This is a genomic window from Streptomyces sp. NPDC047079 (assembly GCF_040643755.1).
GTDB lineage: Bacteria > Actinomycetota > Actinomycetes > Streptomycetales > Streptomycetaceae > Streptomyces.
Genome location: NZ_JBEYUZ010000006.1, coordinates 78,212 through 97,826, shown reverse-complemented (window position 1 = coordinate 97,826; position 19,615 = coordinate 78,212). Strand labels below are relative to the sequence as shown.

At 70.4% G+C, this 19,615-nt stretch carries 10 protein-coding genes; 2 read left to right on the top strand and 8 right to left on the bottom strand.

The window, feature by feature from the left end:
• Window positions 1-14: 14 nt before the first annotated feature.
• The 6 genes from pulA to ABZ823_RS11310 form a co-directional block, all read right to left on the bottom strand.
• The gene (gene pulA, locus ABZ823_RS11335) at window positions 15-5,459 is read right to left on the bottom strand and encodes a pullulanase-type alpha-1,6-glucosidase (RefSeq protein ID WP_361657074.1); all 5,445 of its coding nucleotides are present in this window, start codon (window positions 5,457-5,459) and stop codon (window positions 15-17) included.
• 216 nt (window positions 5,460-5,675) lie between these two features.
• A complete protein-coding gene (locus ABZ823_RS11330) occupies window positions 5,676-7,055 on the bottom strand; it encodes an alpha-amylase family protein (RefSeq protein WP_361657071.1) in 1,380 nt (459 codons plus the stop codon).
• Window positions 7,056-7,337: 282 nt separating this feature from the next.
• Window positions 7,338-9,017: a glycoside hydrolase family 13 protein gene (locus ABZ823_RS11325; RefSeq protein WP_361657069.1), complete on the bottom strand. Its 1,680-nt coding sequence runs from the start codon at window positions 9,015-9,017 to the stop codon at window positions 7,338-7,340.
• Window positions 9,018-9,227: 210 nt separating this feature from the next.
• On the bottom strand, window positions 9,228-10,139 hold the full coding sequence (locus tag ABZ823_RS11320) for an ABC transporter permease subunit (RefSeq protein ID WP_361657066.1): 912 nt from the start codon (window positions 10,137-10,139) through the stop codon (window positions 9,228-9,230).
• Window positions 10,140-10,152: 13 nt separating this feature from the next.
• Complete coding sequence (locus ABZ823_RS11315; RefSeq protein ID WP_361657063.1) at window positions 10,153-11,157, bottom strand: sugar ABC transporter permease; 1,005 nt, start codon at window positions 11,155-11,157, stop codon at window positions 10,153-10,155.
• A gap of 102 nt (window positions 11,158-11,259) precedes the next feature.
• A complete protein-coding gene (locus tag ABZ823_RS11310) occupies window positions 11,260-12,534 on the bottom strand; it encodes an extracellular solute-binding protein (protein WP_361657060.1) in 1,275 nt (424 codons plus the stop codon).
• Between the two features lie 426 nt (window positions 12,535-12,960).
• On the opposite strand from ABZ823_RS11310, the gene ABZ823_RS11305 reads away from it, so the two are divergent.
• Both ABZ823_RS11305 and ABZ823_RS11300 read left to right on the top strand, forming a co-directional pair.
• Window positions 12,961-13,995, top strand: a complete 1,035-nt coding sequence (locus tag ABZ823_RS11305; RefSeq protein ID WP_361657057.1) for a LacI family DNA-binding transcriptional regulator — start codon at window positions 12,961-12,963, stop codon at window positions 13,993-13,995.
• A 107-nt stretch (window positions 13,996-14,102) separates the two neighbouring features.
• Window positions 14,103-14,972 carry a phosphatase PAP2 family protein gene (locus ABZ823_RS11300; RefSeq protein ID WP_361657054.1) on the top strand — a complete coding sequence of 290 codons (870 nt, stop codon included), beginning with the start codon at window positions 14,103-14,105 and terminating at the stop codon, window positions 14,970-14,972.
• A gap of 22 nt (window positions 14,973-14,994) precedes the next feature.
• On the opposite strand, the gene ABZ823_RS11295 is transcribed toward ABZ823_RS11300, so the two are convergent.
• Together ABZ823_RS11295 and ABZ823_RS11290 are read right to left on the bottom strand one after the other, a co-directional pair.
• On the bottom strand, window positions 14,995-17,994 hold the full coding sequence (locus tag ABZ823_RS11295) for a bifunctional [glutamine synthetase] adenylyltransferase/[glutamine synthetase]-adenylyl-L-tyrosine phosphorylase (RefSeq protein ID WP_361657051.1): 3,000 nt from the start codon (window positions 17,992-17,994) through the stop codon (window positions 14,995-14,997).
• Between the two features lie 612 nt (window positions 17,995-18,606).
• Window positions 18,607-19,527: a DUF72 domain-containing protein gene (locus ABZ823_RS11290; protein WP_361657049.1), complete on the bottom strand. Its 921-nt coding sequence runs from the start codon at window positions 19,525-19,527 to the stop codon at window positions 18,607-18,609.
• Window positions 19,528-19,615: the final 88 nt, after the last annotated feature.

Here is a 19,615-nt window from a genome sequence, read left to right as displayed (position 1 = left end):
CGTACGCCGGAGCCCTACCGCGTGGACCGGGAGAACACCGCCACCGTGCGCCCCGGGACGGTGAAGGTGCCGGACTCCGCCGCGTAGGAGGCGGTCTTCACGACCGGGTCCGCGCCCGCGGCCTGCGCCGGGTGCAGGGCGTAGCCCTTCCCTGCGAGGGCCGTCACCGTCTGCTCCTGCTTGGTCGGTGTCGCGTTGAAGACCACGACCAGATCGCCCAGCCTCATGGTGATCACGCCGGGGGTCTCGTCCTTCCCGGACAGCGGGAAGGACAGCTTCGACCGCACCTGGTCGGTGGTGGCGAGGGAGAAGACGGGCTCGGCGGTACGGACCCGCAGCAGGTCCCGGTACGCCGCGGAAGCGCCCTCGATCTGCTCGCAGCCCACCTCGACCGCGTTCAGCAGCGGCTTGGCGTACGTCCACTTGGACTGGTTGTCGGCGGCCGTCGGCAGTCCCCGCCCGAAGCCGTTGCCGTCCCGGCAGTCCCAGTGGACGGCGTTGAACCAGTCACCGCTGTCGAAGGAGTTGCGGTCGAGGGACTTGGAGCGGAGCAGATCGGATCCCGCCTGGGCGAGCGACGGGCCCTGGGAGAGGGTGGCCGTGGCCATGGCGAGCACCTGCATCCGGGCCCGGTCGGAGGCGGAGGTGTCCTTCGGCAGCTTGTACGTCAGCGCGTCGAACAGCGACTCGTTGTCGTGTGCGTCGGCGTACGCGAGCGCGTCGCCGGGCGCCTGCGCGTAACCGGCGGGCGAGCCACCGTAGTCGACCTCGGCGCCGGTGACCTCCTTGCCGTCGTCGCCGGTGAAGCGGTACCCGGCGAGGTTGCCGGTCAGCCCGACCTTGATGAGGTCCTGGTAGTGCAGGAGGCGGGCCTTCTGCTCGGCCGGCGTCCCGTTGGCCGCGGAGGAGTTGGGGTCGGTGTACAGCCCGGACGCGAAGCCCTGGATGCCGGGGTCCGCGTCGAAGGGGCCCCCGCCTCGCACGGCGTCACGAGCGCGGTCGGAGAAGGTCGCGATGCCGGTGCCGGCCATGTTCTTCTGGGTGGCCTGCACAAAGCGGGCATCGTTCGCGACCTCGCCGAAGTTCCAGCCCTCGCCGTAGAGGATGATCTTCTTGCCGTCGACGCCGTCCTTCGCGACGGTAAGCGCGTCGAGGGCCTTGCGCACGGCCAGGATGTTGGCCTTCGGGTGGTGACCCATGAGGTCGAAGCGGAACCCGTCGACCTTGTACTCCTTGGCCCAGGTGACGATCGAGTCCACGACCAGCTTGCCCATCATGGCGTTCTCGGGCGCGGTGTTCGCGCAGCAGGTGCTGTTCGCCACCGAGCCGTCGGCCAGGAGCCGCTGGTAGTAGCCCGGCACGATCCTGTCCAGGACGCTGGTGTCCGCCTGGCCGCTCGCCGCCGTGTGGTTGTAGACGACGTCCATCACGACCCTGAGGCCGTCCTCGTTGAGTGCCTTCACCATCCTGCGGAACTCGACGGTGCGCCGGGTGCCGTCCGGGTCGGTGGCGTAGGAGCCCTCGGGGACGGTGAAGTGGTACGGGTCGTAACCCCAGTTGTAGGCGTCCTTCGCCGCGGTCGCGGCGACGCAGGCCTGCTGCCGGTCGGAGTCGGCGGCGTAGGAGGCGAGGTCGCAGGCGGGACGGGCCTGCTCGGACTTCTTCTCGGGGATGGTCGCGATGTCGAAGGCCGGCAGCAGGTGGACGTAGGAGGTGCCCGCCTTCGCCAGTGCGCGCAGGTGCCGGGAGCCGTCGCTGCTGCGGTCGGCGAAGGCGAGGTAGGTGCCCTGGTCCTTCGCCGGCACGGTCGTGTCCGCGACGGAGAAGTCCCGGATGTGCAGCTCCTGGATCTGGGCGTCCCGCAGCGGTACGGCCTTGGGCTTGACGAGGGCCGACCAGCCGCCGGGCGCGAGCGCCCTGTCGTTCAGGTCGACGACGAGGCTTCGCGCGGAGTCGGCGGTGAGGGCGAGCGAGTACGGGTCGGTGACCTTGTTGGTGACCACCTTCGCGACGGAGGGCGCCCAGACCTTCACGACGTACCGGTACGGCTTGTTCTTCCAGGACGCGGGGCCGGTGACGGACCACACGCCGGTGGTGCCGTCGCGCTTCATGGCGACGGTGGAGCCGTCCAGGTCGAGTTTCACCGACTGCGCCGTCGGCGCCCACACGGCCAGCGTGGGGCGGCCGTGGCGGAAGGTCGGGCCGAGCGCGGCCCTGGTCGCGTCGTACACGTCGTCGAGTACGCCGGCGATCTGGACGCCCGTGGCAGTGAGCACCGCCCCGTTCGCGGCCCGCTGCGAGGCCACGATCTGGCCGCTGAGCGCCTCGCGCACCCGGTCGCGGTCGCGCGGGTCGACGGACCAGGCCGTGGAGTCCTTCAGATGCGGGTACTTCGCCTTCTGCGCGTCGGTGAGCGTGGTCTTCGCAAGGCGCAGCCAGCGCTCGTCGTCGCTCGTGAGCGTGCCGTCCTTCACGGCGATCGAACCGTCGCGGGAGGAGAGAAGCTGTGTGGAGGCCGCGCCCTCGACGCCGTTCCAGGCGAGCGTGTTCCGGTCGATCCAGATCGCCTTGGAGGTGGTGAGGTCCAGGGCGGCCGCGCTGCCCGCGGGCTGCGGCAGCAGATACTTCTCCTGGCCGCCGAGGAGCCACACCTCATGGCCGTTCGCCCGGAGGTCGAGCGACTGGTCGGCCGGGAGGTCCTTCTCGTCACCCTTGTGGAGGATGTAGCTGAGGCTGGTGGCGCCGTCGGCGAGGGGTACCTCGAAGACCGCGCCGTACGCATCGATCCGTACCGGCTTCAGCGGTGCGGACCAGTCGGTGGGGTGCGCGGCGCCGGTCCAGACGTGCAGGCCCCAGCCGTCGTAGTTCCCTTCCCCAGAGCCTTCGGCCTGGGAGGTACCCCCGGCGCGGTGGTAGTGGAGGACCGCCTTGGTCTTGTCCTGCGCCGGGTAGTCGGCGGCCGGCTTCTCGGTGAGGACGCTCTCCTTGCCCTGCTCGACCCAGACCTCGCCGGTCTTGGTGACGTCGATGGTGCGGTCGGCGGAGACGTCCTTGTCGCCGTTTTTGTCGATGACCAGGAAGCCGACGTCGGAGGCGCCCGGCTTGAGCCTGACGTAGGCGAAGGCGCCGTACGCGTCGCGGCCCGCGAAGGGGTGGCTGTCCGGCCAGGTCGTCGCCTCGCCGTCGGCGAGGTCGCCCCAGGCGTACAGGCCCCAGTTGCCGTAGTCGCCGTCGGTCCGCCTGTAGTGGACGACCACGTGGTCGCGGGAGGAGGCGGTGGGGGTCTGCACGACCGGCGGGGTGCCGGTGGTGCTCGTGGCGGTCGCGCCGGCCGTACGGCCGGCCGAGTCGGTCACGACCGCCTTGTAGCGCAGGGCGGTTCCCGCCGGGACACCCTTGGCGATGGTCTGGGTGACCTTGTACGGGGCGTGGTCCGCGGAACCGAGGGTCCGCCAGGGGCCGTTGCCGGTCTGGGCGGCGAAGACGACCCGGTTGAGCTGCCCCCCGTCGACATCGGCGGAGACCTCCACCGTTCCGGTGCTGCCCGCGTCCGGGGCCTTCAGGGCGATCGTCGGCTTGGAGGCCGGTGCGCCGAGCGGGCGGGCGGCCTTGAGGACGACGGCGGACAGGGCCGGGACGGTGACGGTGACCTTCTTGCCGGCGTCGCTCTCGAGCGACCCGTCCGTTCCGTGGATGCCGCGGAACGTCATGCCGGCCGATCCGGTCGCGAAGGTGGCCGTCCGCTGCTCCTCGGCGTTGTTGAAGGCGACGAGGTACTCGATGCCGTCGGTGCCGGTGCGGGAGAAGGCGTAGATGCCGGCGCCGTCGGCCGCGTAGCGCTCGGTCTGGACGCCGTCGGCGAGGGCGGGGTTGGCCTTGCGGAGCCCGGAGAGAGCGGCGATCTCCCGGTAGAGCGGCGCACTCGTGTCGTACGCGTCGCTCGCGTGGGTGCGGCCGGTGCCGATCTCGTCGTCGTCCAGGTAGTCCGCGACCTTGGAGGCGAACATGGTCTGCCGGGCGTCCTTGTCACCGCCGGAGCCGGTGAAGCCCTGTTCGTCGCCGTAGTAGACGACCGGGTTGCCACGGCTGAGGAACATCAGCTCGTTGGCGAAGCGGTCCTTGCGCAGCAGCTCCGCGTCGGACGCCTTCGGGTCGTCCTGCTTCAGGAAGTACCCGATCCGGCCCATGTCGTGGTTGCCGAGGAAGGTGACCTGCTCGTACGCGTTCGCCTTGTCGGTCGTGTACTTGTAGTCGTCGGCGAAGACACTCGCGAGCTTGCGGGCGCTGCCGCCCTGGGAGGCGTACTGGCGTGCCGCCTCCTGGAAGGGGAAGTCGAGTGTGGCGTCGAGACGGCCTCGGGTGACGTACGGCGCGGTGATCGAGGGGTCGGCGGAGTAGACCTCGCCGAACATGAAGAAGTTCCTGTGGCCGTGCGCGGCGGCGTACCTGTCGAGCGCCGTCGCCCACTGTGTCCAGAACTCCATGTTCACGTGCTTCACGGTGTCGATCCGGAAACCGTCGACGCCGAAGTCCCGTACCCAGCGCTGATAGATCTTCTCCATGCCCTTGACGACCTCGGGACGCTCGGTCCACAGGTCGTCGAGGCCGGAGAAGTCGCCATAGGTGGCGTTCTCGCCGGCGTAGGTCGAGTCGCCGCGGTTGTGGTACATCGCCGGATCGTTGAGCCAGGCGGGGACCTTGACGTCCTTCTTGGCGGCGGGCACGACGGGTGTGCGCGGGAAGGAGCCGGCGTCTGTGGCCGGGAAGCTCTTGGTGCCGTCCGCGTAGTCGGCGTCGTCGAAGGGGCGGCCGTCCTCGGTCAGGTAAGGGAAGGCGCCCTTGGACAGGTAGTCGTGGGACTGGTCCTCGTAGTCGACGACGTCGGCGGTGTGGTTGGTGATGACGTCGAAGAAGACCTTCATACCCTTGGCGTGCGCCTTGGAGATGAGGGCCGCCAGGTCCTTGTCGGTCCCGAAGTGCGGGTCGACCTTGGTGAAGTCGGTGATCCAGTAACCGTGGTACCCGGCCGAGGCGTTGGCCCCGGTTCCCTGCACGGGCTGGTTCTTGAAGAGGGGGGCCAGCCAGATGGCGGTGGTGCCGAGCCCCTTGATGTAGTCGAGCTTCTTCGTCAGGCCCTTGAGGTCACCGCCCTGGTAGAAGCCCTTGTCCGTGGGGTCGTACCCGGTGGCCAGACGCGAACCCGTCAGGCCGCCCCGGTCGTTGGACGGGTCGCCGTCCGCGAACCGGTCCGGCATCACGAAGTAGAACTGCTCCCGGGTGGCGTCGTGCCGGGCGGGCTCGGCCGCGAGCCGGGCGTCGGACGGGGGCGCGGGCGGTGTGTCGGCCCGGGCGGCTAGGGGCGGCAGGAGCGCTGCGGCGAGCGCGGTGACGGTGAGGGCCGTGACCCTTCTCCGGCTGGGAGTGCGGCGCCTCGGGGGCGCCTGCCATCTCGGTATCACAGGCGTGAACTCCTTGGAACTGCGGCTCGATCGGGTCCGGCCCACGCACCGCGGGACGGCTTCGTCGCCGGGCGCCCGCGCGACCGTATCGCCCGCGCAAGGTTTACAGCAAGAGGCTTGAAAGCGACGGAAAGAAGTTTCATCGAAGGGGGTGCGACGGCCGAAGGCCCGCTGCCCGCGTGCGACGGACAGCGGGCCTTCGGCGGAACGCCGGCCTCAGCAGCTCGACTTCCCCGCGTAGAGGGCGAGCGCGGTGTTCGGGGCGACGGAAGCCTGGAACCAGCCACTGCTGTTCACGGTCACGGTCCTGTTGCCCTGCACATCGCAGTAGGTGCCGGCGGGCAGCGAGGTCTCGAACGACCGGTCAGCCGTCGTGTTCTCGTGGTTGATCACCACATAGCCCTTGGTGCCACGGCCGAACGCGATGAGGTTGTTGCCGTTGTCCCACCACTTGGTGACCGCCTGGCCGCGTGTGGCGTTGCGGAAGGCGACCATCGACTTGATCTCCGGCCAGGCGTGCTGGCACTTCCAGCCGTTCTGCCAGCAGGCGTTCACCTGGCCGCCGTTGGGCGGCCCCGCGTCCGCGTCGGACCACTCGTAGCCGGAGTTGACGTCGGGGGCGCCGTAGGGCCAGGCCAGCATGAAGACGTTCGCCAGGGTGTAGTTGGCGCCGCTCTTGTAGTTCAGGGTCGAGCCGTTGCGTTCGGTGTCGTGGTTGTCCACGAAGACCCCGGCGACCGAGCCGCTCAGATAGCCCCAGCCCTCGCCGTAGTTGTTCAGGTACGCGAGCTTCTCACTGTTGAACACCCGCTTGAGGTCATAGGCGTAGCGGAACTCCTGGACGTCGCCGTTGCCCGTGTACTCGCCGGGCTGGACCGCCTCGCCCGCGCCGTAGATCACCTCCTGTTTCCAGTACGCGGACGGGTTGCTCAGCCGCGACTTGACGGCGGCCAGGTCGGCGGCCGGGATGTGCTTGGCGGCGTCGACGCGGAACCCGTCCACGCCGAGGGTGAGCAGGTCGTTCATATAGCCGGCGATCGTCCTGCGGACGTAGTCCTCACCGGTGTCCAGGTCGGCGAGGCCGACCAGTTCGCAGTGCTGGACGTTCCAGCGGTCCTGGTAGTTGGTGACCTGGGCGGTGCAGTCGTCGAAGTCGGCGGACGAGTACAGACCCGGGTAGTCGTACTTCGTGTACGAGGAGCCTCCCGTGCCGGTGCCGCTGCCGGCCGACATGTGGTTGACGACGGTGTCGACGACGACCTTCACACCCGCCGCATGGCAGGTGTCGACCATGTTCTTGAAGGCCGCGCGGTCACCGAGGCGGCCCGCGATCCGGTAGCTCACCGGCTGGTACGAGGTCCACCACTGGGAGCCCTGTATGTGCTCGGCGGGCGGGGAGACCTGGACGTAGCCGTAGCCCGCCGGACCGAGGGTGGTGGTGCACTCCTTGGCGACCGAGGCGAAGTTCCACTCGAACAGGACCGCGGTGACGTCCTTGGCGCCGGGCGGGGAGGCGTGCGCGGTCCCGGAGGGGACGGCTAGTGCGACCGACGCCGCCGCGAGGGCGAGGGCGCCGGAAAGCGTTCTGCTGGCCATGTGGGGGTCCTTCTCCGTTGAAGGATCTGCTGAGGGGGCCTGGGGTACCCGGAGATCCCCTGAAGGGAATTGCTGCAAGTTTTCAACTACTTGCAGTGCAGCAGACCGTACGAGTCCCGACCTCGGTGGTCAACCCCTCGGACATGCTCCTGTCACTTACGCGAAACAGGACCGGTTCACGGCTCATTTGGCGCCACGTCAGCCCCCGGGCGGCACACGACAGGGCCCGCCGTCCTTGCCGGACGACGGGCCTCTGGAACCGGATGAAACGTGTGCGACGGGTCAGGCGGTGGTCCACCACACCGTGGTGTCGGCGGGCACCTTGGTCTCGCCGTCCGCCTCCGCCACCTCGCCGCTGACGACCAGGACACGGCCGTAGGACGGGACCGTGACCGCCTCGCCCGTGGTGTTGGCGACGCAGACGAAGTCCCCGCGGCGGAAGGCGAGCACTCCCTCGGGCGCCCTGAGCCACTCCACCGAGTCGCCCGCGCCCAGGCCGGGATGCTCGCGCCGCACGGACAGGGCGGTGCGGTACAGCTCCAGGGTGGAGCCGGGGACGCCCTGCTGGGCCTCCACGCTGAGGTCGCCCCAGCACGCGGGCTGCGGCAGCCAGCTGCCGCCACTGCCGAAGCCGTACGACGACCCGGTGCGGGTCCACGGGATGGGCACCCGGCAGCCGTCACGGAAGCCGTCCTGGCCCGCACCTCGGAAGTATGCCGGGTCCTGGCGCACCTCGTCCGGCAGGTCCACGACGTCCGGCAGGCCGAGTTCCTCCCCCTGGTAGACGTACGCCGAGCCGGGCAGCGCCAGCATCAGCAGGGTGGCCGCGCGGGCCCGGCGCAGGCCGAGCTCGCGGTCGCCGGCCGTGCGGATCTGGGTGCCGAGGCCCGGCTCGTTGGCGAATCGGGTGGCGTGGCGGGTCACGTCGTGGTTGGACAGCACCCAGGTGGCGGGGGCGCCGACCGGGCGCATCGCGTCGAGGGTCCGGTCGATGACCACACGCAGCCGCTCCGCGTCCCAGTCGGTGCCCAGGTACTGGAAGTTGAACGCCTGGTGCAGCTCGTCGGGGCGGACGTAGAGGGCGGTGCGCTCGACGGTCGGGGTCCAGGCCTCGGCGACGAAGATCCTCTCGCCGGAGTACTCGTCGAGGATCGTGCGCCACTGGCGGTAGACGGTGTGGACGCCGTCCTGGTCGAAGAATGGCATGACATCGTTGCCCAGCAGCTTGAGCTGGTCGTGGCCGCCGAGGTCGGGCAGTCCCTCGGCCTTCACCAGGCCGTGGGCGACGTCGATGCGGAAGCCGTCGACGCCCATGTCCAGCCAGAACCGCAGGATCGAGCGGAACTCGTCGCCGACCGCGGGGTGGTCCCAGTTGAAGTCGGGCTGCTCGGGCGCGAACAGGTGCAGGTACCACTCGCCGGGGGTGCCGTCCGGCTCGGTGACACGGGTCCAGGCCGGGCCGCCGAAGATGGACTCCCAGTCGTTGGGCGGCAGCTCTCCGTTCCCGCCCTTGCCGGGGCGGAAGTGGTAGCGATCCCGCAGCGGCGAGCCCGGACCCTCCGCGAGGGCCCGCTTGAACCACTCGTGCTGGTCGGAGGAGTGGTTCGGTACCAGGTCGACGATGATGCGCAGCCCCAGCTCATGGGCGTCGCGGATCAGCGCGTCGGCGTCCAGGAGGTTGCCGAACATGGGGTCGACGGCACGGTAGTCGGCGACGTCGTAGCCGGCGTCGGCCTGCGGCGAGGCGTAGAAGGGGCTGAGCCACACGGCGTCCACGCCGAGATCGCGCAGATAAGGAAGTCGGGAACGTACGCCCTCCAGGTCGCCCATGCCGTCGCCGTTGCTGTCGGCGAAGCTGCGCGGATAGACCTGGTAGATCACCGCGTCCCGCCACCAGTCGCGGTGGCGGGCGACGGTGGCGAGTGCGGTGTTCGGGGCCGGGTCGGCGGAGTGCTGGCTCATGGCGTCCTTGATGCGATGGGGGTTCCCCCGGTCGGGCGAAGCCGAGCGCGGGGACGGGATCGGGTCATGGGGGCATGCGTACGGCCGGGGGTGACCGGGCGGCCGCGGTGACAGCGGGGACTGGGGTTCCCCCCTGCTCCGGAAGCAGGGGGGAGGCCACCGCGGCCGCCACCCGCGCGGAACAGCCGCGCGGGAGCCCCGGGAGGGTGGTCAGCCCTTCGTGCCGCCCGCGGTGAGGCCGGTCACCAGGTTCTTCTGCACAAGGTAGAAGAAGACGGACACGGGTATCGCGATCAGCACCGCGGTCGCGGCCATCAGGTTGCGCTGGGCGTCGTGCTCGCTGATGAAGCTCTGCAGACCGACGGCGAAGGTGTACTTGTCGTCGCTCAGCATGAACGTCGAGGCGAAGGCGACCTCGCCGAAGGCGGTGAGGAAGGCGTAGAAGGCGGCGACCGCGAGACCCGGCTTGGCGAGCGGCAGGATCAGCCGGACGAAGGTGCCGAACGGGCTGAGCCCGTCGACCCGGCCGGCCTCGTCGATCTCGAAGGGGATCGTGTCGAAGTAGCCCTTCAGCAGCCAGGCGCAGTAGGGCACGATCGTCGTGCTGTTGATCAGGATGAGCCCGAGGTAGGTGTCGACGAGACCGAGGTCCGACATGATCTGGTACATCGGCACGATCAGGACGGCGATCGGGAACATCTGGGTGAGCAGCAGCAGCCACATGAACTTCTTGTAGCCGGGGAAGCGCATGCGGGAAACCGCGTAGCCGGTGGTGGCGGCGATCATCACGCCGAAGACCGTGGTGCCCAGCACCACGACGAGCGTGCTCTTCAGCCAGTCGAAGAAGCTCGTGTGCTGCAGGACGAACGAGTAGTTGTCCAGGGTCATCGTGTGCCAGATGTGCCCGGGGTGCAGGTAGTCGTCCTTGTCCGGGCCGAGGGACAGGAAGATCAGCCAGCCGACCGGGAAGAAGGCGATCAGGCTCGCCGTGATCAGCAGGGCGTGGGAGGCGAGGGTCGCGAGCGGCCCGCGCCGACCGCGTCCGCGCGCCCTGCGCCGTGGCGCGTCCGCGACGGACTGCCGGGTCACCGCGGCGGAGGTCTCGACGGTGGTCGTACTCATGGGAGCTCCTGCCTCAGATCGCGAGCTGCTGCTCGTTGCGGTTCAGCCAGCGGCGGTAGAACGAGGTGAAGACGATCAGGATGGCCAGCAGCAGGATGCCGTAGGCGGCGGACTGCGCGAAGTCACGCGGCTGCTGTCCGAAGCCCAGTCGGTACGCCCAGGTGACGAGGATCTGGGCGTCGGGGGCGGTGTTGCCGAACAACAGGAAGATGATGGCGAACTGGTTGAAGGTCCAGATGATGCCGAGCAGCACGACGGTGGAACTGACGGACCTCAGGCCCGGCAGGGTGACGTACCTGAAGCGCTGCCAGGCGCTCGCGCCGTCCATCTCGGCCGCCTCGTACAGCGAGGCGTCGATGGCCTGAAGGCCGCCGAGCAGCGAGAGCATCATGAACGGCACACCGCACCAGGTGTTGACCATGATGGCGGCGGCGCGCTGCCAGAAGGTGTCCTCCAGCCACTGCGGTGCCGGCAGGTGCAGGGCCTGGAGCGCCGTGTTGATGATGCCGCTGTCGGCGAGCATGAAGCGCCAGCCGAAGACGGTGACGAAGGTGGGCACGGCCCAGGGCAGCACCAGCACCAGCCGGTAGAAGGTCCGCCCGCGGAACTTCTGGTTGAGCAACAGCGCCAGGCCGAGGCCGATGGTGAAGTGCAGGGTGACGCAGAGGGCGGTCCAGACGACCGTCCAGACGAGGTGCGACCAGAAGCGGTCGTAGGACGTCGGGCCGAACAGGATGTCCTTGTAGTTGTCGAGCCCGATGAACTTGTACGTGGCGTCGATGTGGTTGACGCCGATCGTGCGGGCCGTGTTGAGGCTGTTTGCGTCCGTGAGCGTGAGGTAGAGGCCGTACACCAGCGGGTACAGCACCAGGACCCCGAGCACGACGGCCACGGGAGTGATCATCGCGTAGGCGTACCAGTGCTTCTGGTACCCGTTCCTGATGCGCCGGCCCAGGCCGGGCCGCGGCGCGCGGTCACCGTGGCGCTTGCCGGTCGCGCGGTCGATGGCGACTGTCATGGTTCGACACCTTCGGGAAGATCGAGGGGTGGGCCTGGGCACAGGCCGGTGGCCGCCGGATCCTTCCCCCGGATGCGCGGAGGATCCGACGGCCACGCGTGCTTACTTGCTGAAGTCGGGGACCAGCTTGGCGATCGCGAGTTCCGCGTTGCTCAGGCCCTTGTCAAGCGACTCCTTGCCGCCCGCGATGTTGGACAGCTCGGTGTCGAGCGGGACCCACAGCGAGCTGTACTCGGGCAGCGCCGGGCGCGGCTGGGCGGCGGCGAGCACGCTCTGGTAGCCGGCGATGCCGGGGTCGGCCTTGACCTGGGCGCTGTAGGCGTCCTGACGGGTCGGCAGCGTCGAGTTCTTCTGGGCGATGGTCTCCTGGGACTTCGCCGAGGTCATGAAGTTGACGAACTTCAGCGCCGCCTCCTGGTGGGCCTTGTCCGAGCCCGCGTACACGGAGAGGTTGTGGCCGCCGGTCGGGGCGCCCGCCTTGCCGGTGGAACCGGCCGGGACGGTGGCGATGCCGAGGTTGGCCTTGTCCGTGAAGGCCGACCCCTTGTAGAAGTTCGTGATCTCCCAGGGACCCTGGATGATCGCGGCGACCTTGCCGTTGACGAACGCGTCCTGGATGTGGGCGTAGGCGTCGGCGGTGGTGTCGGCCTTGTGCAGGCCCTTGCCGGAGAACAGGCTCAGCCAGGTGCCGTACGCCTTCTTCGCGGCGGCCGAGTTCACGGTGATCTTCTTGGCGGACGCGTCGACCGTGTCGGTGCCCTCGCCGTAGAGGAAGCTCTGGGCGTAGTAGGCCTGGGTGGAGCCCCAGTAGCCGTCGACGCCGGCCTTGTCCTTGATCTTCGCGGCGTCGGCCTTCAGCTCGTCCCAGGTCTTCGGCGCCTCGGTGATCCCGGCCTTCTTGAAGAGGGCCTTGTTGTAGACCAGCGCGAGGGTGTCGGTCACCAGGGGCGCGCCGTAGGTCTTGCCCTGGTACTGGGCCTGCTGGATCAGGCTGGACTGGAACTTGTCCTTGTCCGCGAGGGCCTCGGTGCCGTCCAAGGGCAGGAAGTAGCCCTTCTTGGCGAAGGCGGGGGTCCAGCCGACCTCCGAGCGCAGCACGTCCGGGGCGCCCTTCGAGCCGGCGGCAGTGTCGAACTTGTTCTGCGCCTGGTCGAAGGGGACGTTGACGTACTGGACCTTGATCTTGGGGTTGGCCTTCTGGAAGTCCTGGATCAGCGCCTTGTACGTCGGCGCCTCATTGGTGGCGTTGGAGGTGTCCCACCAGGTGATGGTGACCGGGCCGTCGGACTTGCCGCTGCCGCTGTCACTTCCGCCGCAGGCCGTCGCCGCGAGGGCAACAGACGCCACCAGCGCGGTGGCCGCTATGCCACGCCGCATGAGTTCTCCTTGAGGGTGAAAGCCCGTGTAGCTACAGGTGGCGGTCCCGTCCGCCGCCCCTGCCGACTCCGACCGCGCCGTTGCCGCCGCCGGGCGACGTGAACGTAACAGCGATGCAATCGCCGCGAAAGAGCTTGCAGAAAAAAAGTGCAAGGACTGACGATGGTTACCGGTCCGTGACCTCTCCGTGAGGGCGGGTATACCTGGTTTCCGTGCAGATCTGCGGGGCAGCGGACACTTGTGCAAGACTCTGCAAGCTCTTGCCACACGTCTTTGGTGCGGGGATCATCCCCTTGCGGACACGGACGCCGATCACGATCACGAGGGAGCGCGATGAGGCAGCAACCCGCAGCGGGCCGGTCAACCGCCCGGGCCCGGCGTCCGATTGGTGGGCAAGCCGAGTCGCGGCCGGTACAGTCCAATCCCGTGACCACACGGCTTGCCGACATCGCGGCGCAGGCAGGGGTCAGCGAGGCGACCGTCAGCCGCGTCCTCAACGGGAAGCCGGGCGTCGCCGCGACCACCCGCCAGTCCGTCCTGGCCGCGCTCGACGTACTGGGCTACGAGCGTCCGGTACGGCTGCGCCAGCGCAGCGAGGGCCTGGTCGGCCTGATCACCCCGGAGCTGGAGAACCCCATATTCCCGGCCCTGGCCCAGGTCATCGGCCAGGCGCTCACGCGGCAGGGGTACACCCCGGTCCTGGCGACGCAGACCCCGGGCGGCTCCACCGAGGACGAGCTGACGGAGATGCTGGTGGACCGCGGGGTCGCGGGCATCATCTATGTCTCCGGACTGCACGCGGACACCACCGCCGACATGCAGCGCTACGAACGGCTGCGCGCCCAGGGCGTGCCCTTCGTGCTGGTGGACGGCTTCTCCCCCAAGGTGCAGGCACCCTTCATCTCCCCCGACGACCGGGCCGCGATGTCGCTGGCGGTCACCCACCTGGTGTCCCTGGGGCACACCCGGATCGGACTGGCTCTGGGACCCAAGCGCTTCGTGCCGGTGCAGCGGAAGATCGAGGGATTCATCCGCGCGATGCAGGACCAGCTCGGACTGTCACCCGAGGACATCGAGTCACGGCTGATCCAGCACTCCCTCTACACCCTGGAGGGCGGCCAGGCGGCGGCGACGGCCCTCATCGACCGGGAGTGCACGGCGGTGGTGTGCGCCAGCGACATGATGGCCCTGGGGGCGATACGCGCGGCGCGGCAGCGCGGGCTGGAAGTGCCCACGGACATCTCGGTCGTGGGCTTCGACGACTCCGCGCTCATCGCCTTCACGGACCCGCCGCTGACGACGGTCCGCAAGCCGGTCCCGGCGATGGGGCAGGCGGCCGTGCGGACGTTGCTGGAGGAGATCGGCGGGACGCCCGCGCCCCACAGTGAATTCGTCTTCATGCCGGAGCTGGTGGTGCGGGGATCCACTGCTTCGGCTCCTGGGGACCGCATTCGTACCTGAGCAGGAGTCTCCGGGACCCGAAGGGGTCCTCCAGGTGGAGAACATGCGGCCGCCACCCTTCCAGGGGATGATCGGTGGGGAAAGCTTTTCTGGCAGACTCTGTGCCTATGGGTGACAGGACCGTGACGACAGTGGAGGGCCGGGGGCCGGCCGCGCCACAGGGCGTCACGGACGAAACGGAGGAGCGCGCGGGGCCGAGCCTCCTGTGCAGGCTCCGCACTCCGCGCAGCCCGCGCTTCTGGTTCGAAATCCTGCTGATCGGGGTCAGTTACTGGACCTACTCCCTGATCCGCAACGCCGTACCGGAGCAGAAGGCGCAGGCGCTGGCCAACGCGGACGGGCTGTGGCGCCTCGAGCACCGCATGGGGATAGCTGTCGAGGACTCGGTCAACCACGCCGTCAACTCGGTGACATGGCTGATCGTCGGAATGAACTACTACTACGCCACGCTGCACTTCGTGGTGACGCTCGGGGTACTGGTGTGGCTGTACCACAGTCATCCCGGGCGCTACGCGGCCACGCGGCTCGCGCTGTTCGCCACGACGGCGGTGGCGCTGCTCGGCTACTACTTCTTCCCGCTCGCGCCGCCCCGCCTGATGCACGGTGGGGAGTTCGTCGACACAGTGGTGGTGCACCACACCTGGGGCTCGATGGCGTCGGGCGACCTGAAGCACATGTCGAACCAGTACGCGGCCATGCCGTCGATGCACATCGGCTGGTCGCTGTGGTGCGGCCTGACGCTCTTCGCGCTGGCCACAGTGCCGTGGGTGAGGGTTCTGGGCCTGCTGTACCCGACGGTGACGCTGACGGTGATCGTTGCCACGGCGAACCACTTCTGGCTGGACGCGGTCGGCGGGACGCTCTGCCTCTCGGTCGGCTTGGCGACGGCGTGGCTCTGGTACGGCGCCCTGCCGTACACGCTGCCACGCCGGGTGCCGGGGGTCGGCAGCCCGGTGCTGCTGCCCGTGGAGGCGTGACGAGACGCCTCCACGGGCGCCGTCACGAGCCGTAGAACAGTTCCTCCACCACGGCCCTGGCTCTGCGCGTCGTACGCCGGTAGTCGTCCAGCATGTCGCCCACGTGCCCCGGCCCGTACCCCAGGTAGCGGCCCACCGCGGCGAGCTCCCGGCTCTCGGACGGAAACGTGTCCCCGGCCCGCCCCCGTACCAGCATCACCGCGTTGCGCACCCGTGACGCGAGCACCCAGGCCTCGTCCAGGATCGCCGCGTCCTCCTCGGACATCAGTCCGGCCCGGCGGGCGGCGGCCAGGGCGGCGCGGGTGCGGGTGGTGCGCAGGCCCGGTTCCGCCCAGCCGTGCCGTAGCTGAAGCAGCTGGACCGTCCACTCCACATCCGACAGACCACCACGGCCCAGCTTGGTGTGGAGCGTCTTGTCCGCGCCCCTCGGCAGCCGCTCCGACTCCATGCGGGCCTTCAGACGCCTGATCTCGCGTACGGCGTCGCCGTCCAGCCCCTGCGCCGGATAGCGCAGCGGGTCGATCAGCTCGATGAAGCGGCGGCCCAGGTCCTCGTCCCCGGCCACGGGCTCGGCCCGCAGCAGCGCGTGCGACTCCCACACCAGCGACCAGCGCCGGTAGTACGCCTCGTACGACGCCAGGGTGCGCACGAGCGGCCCCGACTTGCCCTCGGGCCGCAGGTCCGCGTCGATGAGGAGCGGCGGGTCGGTGCTCGGCAGCTGCAGCAGCCGCCTCATCTCCGCCACCACCTTGTTCGCGGCCTGGCCCGCCTCGCGTTCGTCCACCCCCTCCCGCGGCTGATGCACGAACAGCACGTCCGCGTCGGAGCCGTAGCCCAGTTCGTGCCCGCCGAAGCGGCCCATGCCGATCACCGCGAACTTCGTGGGCAGGGTCTCGCCCCAGCCGGCCCGCACGACCGCGCGGAGCGTGCCCGCCAAGGTGGCCGCCGTCAGGTCCGAGACCGCGCCGCCGACCAGGTCGATCAGCTCGCCCTGGTCCGAGCGGGCGGGCGCGTCCTCGCTGCCGTACGAGCCGACGATGTCCGCGGCGGCCGTACGGAACAGCTCACGTCGGCGCACCCCGCGTGCCACCGTGACCGCCTGCTCGGCGTTCCCGGCGCGGCGGACCGCGGCAAGGATCTCCTGCTCGAGCTGGGCACGCCCGCGCGGTTCGAGCCCGCCTCCCTCGCCGTCACCGAGGAGGGCCACCGCCTCGGGCGCCCGCATCAGCAGGTCGGGGGCGAGCCGGCCCGCGGACAGCACACGGGCGAGGTTCTCGGCTGCGGCGCCCTCGTCCCTCAGCAGCCGCAGGTACCAGGGGGTCTTGCCGAGCGCGTCCGAGACGTTGCGGAAGTTCAGCAGGCCGGCGTCGGGGTCGGCGGAGTCCGCGAACCAGCCGAGCAGGACGGGCAGCAGGGTGCGCTGGATGGCGGCCTTGCGGGTGACGCCGGAGGCCAGCGCCTCCAGGTGGCGCAGGGCGGTGGCCGGGTCCGCGTAGCCGAGCGCGACGAGCCGTTCCCGGGCCGCTTCCGGGCTCAGCCTCGCTTCGCCGGGCGCGAGTTGGGCGACAGCGTCGAGCAGGGGCCGGTAGAACAGCTTCTCGTGCAGCCGGCGTACGACACCGGTGTGCCGCTTCCACTCGCGCATCAGCCCATTGACGGGGTCGGTGCGCAGGCCGAGGGAGCGGCCGAGGCGCCGCAGGTCGGCCTCGTCCTCGGGGACGAGGTGGGTGCGGCGCAGGCGGTAGAGCTGGATGCGGTGCTCCATGGAGCGCAGGAAGCGGTACGCCTCGTCCAGCTGCACGGTGTCGGCGCGCCCGACGTAGCCGCCGGCCGCGAGCGCCTTCAGGGCGTCCAGGGTGGTGCCGCTGCGTAGCGAGGTGTCGGTGCGCCCGTGCACCAACTGAAGGAGCTGCACGGCGAACTCGACGTCCCTGAGGCCCCCCGGACCGAGCTTCAGCTCCCGCTCGACCTCCCCCGCGGGGATGTTGGCGACGACCCGGCGGCGCATCTTCTGTACGTCCGCGACGAAGTTCTCGCGCTCGGCGGCCCCCCACACGAGAGGGGCGAGGGTGGCCACGTACTGCTCGCCGAGGTCGCTGTCGCCGGCCACCGGGCGGGCCTTGAGCAGGGCCTGGAACTCCCAGGTCTTGGCCCACCGCTGGTAGTAGGCGAGATGGCTGCTCAGTGTGCGCACGAGCGGGCCGTTTCTGCCCTCGGGCCGCAGATTGGCGTCGACGGGCCAGATGCTGCCCTCGACGGTCGTCTCGGAGCAGATCCGCATCATGTGCGAGGCGAGCCGGGTCGCGGCCTGGAGGGCCTTGCGCTCGTCGGCGCCGTTCGCGGTCTCGCCGACGAAGATCACGTCCACGTCGGAGACGTAGTTCAGCTCGTGGCCACCGCACTTGCCCATCGCGATCACCGCGAGCCGGCAGCTCACGGCGTCGTCGGGGGCGGCGGCCCGGGCGATGGCGAGAGCGGCGCGGAGGGTGGCGGTGGCGAGGTCCGCCAGCTCGGCGGCGGTCTCGGCGACGTCGGTGGTGCCGCAGACGTCGCGCGCGGCGATCGACAGCAGACAGCGGCGGTAGGCGACGCGCAACGAGACGGGGTCGGAGGCGCCCGCGAGCTGCCGTTCGAATTCCTCCACCCCGGGGTGGAGGTCGTGGGGTTCGTAGGTCACCAGCACGTGCCAGTCGCCGGGGTGGCGCGCGAGGTGGTCGGCGAGCGCGGCGGAGGCGCCGAGAACGCCGAGCAGCCGGTCCCGCAGGGGTTTGGCCGCGATCAGGGTGTCGAGCAGCTCACGCCGGGCGGTGGGGGCGGGCTGCGCCTCCAGGAGCCGGACGAGTCCGAGCAGCGCCAGATCGGGGTCCGCGGTCGCGCCGAGGGCCTCCAGCAGCACGGGGTCGGCCTTCACCGGCGCCAGCTCGTCGCTGTCCAGGAGCCGCTCGGCGGCGGAGGGGTCGGTGAAGCCGTGCCGCAGCAGCCGGGTGAAGGTGCTGCTCCTGCGTCCTTGGGGCACGGTCATCCCTTGGCCTCCCGAGCGTCGATCAAGGCCCTGCGGCTTTGAGCCTAACCGGACTTCCGGAAGGGAGCGCACACGCGGTGCGCGCAGAAGCGGGCGCGGCCCGGTGGATACGCGGGCGTGGTCCGGAGGGTGGGGCCGGCGTGGGGTGGGTGGGCGCGGTCCGGGGGCCTGCGTGGGATGGGTCGGCGCGGTCCGGGGGCCTGCGTGGGATGGGTGGGCGAAGTGCGCGGGCCGGCGTGGGGTGGGTCGGCGCGGTCCGGGGGCCTGCGTGGGGTGAGCGGGGGCGGCTCGAGGGCCCGGTGTGGGTGAGCGGGCGCGGCCCGGGTTGGGTGGCGCCGGCCGGCCTGGGATGCGCGGGGCCCGGCCCCCGAAACGGGCCGCACCGTGCGCGGCCGACCGCCTCAAGGCCCCCCGCGGCCTCCCGGGCCTCCCACCGCGACCTCACAGCGCCCGCCGCGGCTGCGCATCGGTCGCCGGGCTCGGCCGGGCTCGGCCGGGTAGGAGTCCCCGGCCGCGGGCGGGACGCCCGCACGCCCGCACCGCGCCGGGCCGGGCACTCGTCACGGGCCCGCTCGGGCCCCGGGACCTGGCCCCGTTCCGGGCCCCGGCCCGTCAGGTTCGGGTCTCGGTTCGGGCAGGCCGTAGCTGGTGCGCGAGTTGGTCCCCCAGGAGCCGCCGCATGGCCTCGGCCGCGCGGACCGCCGCGTCGCCGCAGCAGTTGTTGAACAGGACATGGACCTGTTCGGTCCGCTCGGCCAGGGCGCGGATGCGCGGCACCCACTCCCCCAGCTCACGGTCGGTGTACGCGTGGCGGAAGCGGTCCTCCTTGGACCCGGTCCCCCATGCCGGGCTGCGCCCGTGGAAGCGTACGACGGAGAGCCGGGGCGTGGTCACGGGGGTGACGGGCGGCAGGGAGGTGGGCAGCCGCTGTGCCGTGTCCACGGCCACGGCGGCGGCGTCCAGGTCCGCGAGCAGCGCCACGGTGGTGGCCTCGCGGCCGTCCTGCCACCAGTGCGGATGCCGGAACTCCACGGCGAAGGGCCAGCCACGGGCCCGTTCGCGGCAGCGCCTCACGAACTCCTGTGCGCGCGGGCCGGGCGCGAGCGACGGCGGGAACTGGAACAGCAGTGTCCCGAGCCGCCCGGCCTCCCGTAGCGGTGAGAGCGCCTCGGTGAAGCGCGCCCACACCTCGTCCAGCAGCCCCGCGTCCCCGCCGTCCGGCGAGGGCGCCCGACGCCCGGACAGGGCCGGGCGCAGATCGGCGGGCAGCGCCGCCGGCCGCGTCGGATGCCCCGTCAGCAGGGAGAAGGCCTTGACGTCGAAGACGAAGCCGTCCGGTGTGCGTTCCGCCCACAGCCGACTGGTGCGCGCGCTGGGCAGCGCGTAATACGAAGAGTCCGCCTCCACCACCGGGAACCGCTCGGCGTAGAATCTCAGCCGTCCCTCGGCGTCGCGCCGCCCCCGCGGATACCACCCGCTCGTCACCAGCGCCCGGTCGGTCCAGGAACACGTCCCCACGAGGATCTCACCCATGGGCCGCGGATACCCGCCCGACGCGGCGTCAGCACGGCGGCCCCCAACCGGCATTGCGGCGGCAGCAATTCACCGGCTCTTCATCCGT

Excerpts from the sequence above, each read along its gene's own strand:
- ABZ823_RS11330 (WP_361657071.1), bottom strand. The coding sequence starts at position 7,055 with ATGGCCAGCAGAACGCTTTCCGGCGCCCTCGCCCTCGCGGCGGCGTCG.
- ABZ823_RS11325 (WP_361657069.1), bottom strand. The coding sequence starts at position 9,017 with ATGAGCCAGCACTCCGCCGACCCGGCCCCGAACACCGCACTCGCCACC.
- ABZ823_RS11320 (WP_361657066.1), bottom strand. The coding sequence starts at position 10,139 with ATGAGTACGACCACCGTCGAGACCTCCGCCGCGGTGACCCGGCAGTCC.
- ABZ823_RS11315 (WP_361657063.1), bottom strand. The coding sequence starts at position 11,157 with ATGACAGTCGCCATCGACCGCGCGACCGGCAAGCGCCACGGTGACCGC.
- ABZ823_RS11310 (WP_361657060.1), bottom strand. The coding sequence starts at position 12,534 with ATGCGGCGTGGCATAGCGGCCACCGCGCTGGTGGCGTCTGTTGCCCTC.
- ABZ823_RS11300 (WP_361657054.1), top strand. The coding sequence starts at position 14,103 with ATGGGTGACAGGACCGTGACGACAGTGGAGGGCCGGGGGCCGGCCGCG.
- ABZ823_RS11295 (WP_361657051.1), bottom strand. The coding sequence starts at position 17,994 with ATGACCGTGCCCCAAGGACGCAGGAGCAGCACCTTCACCCGGCTGCTG.
- ABZ823_RS11290 (WP_361657049.1), bottom strand. The coding sequence starts at position 19,527 with ATGGGTGAGATCCTCGTGGGGACGTGTTCCTGGACCGACCGGGCGCTG.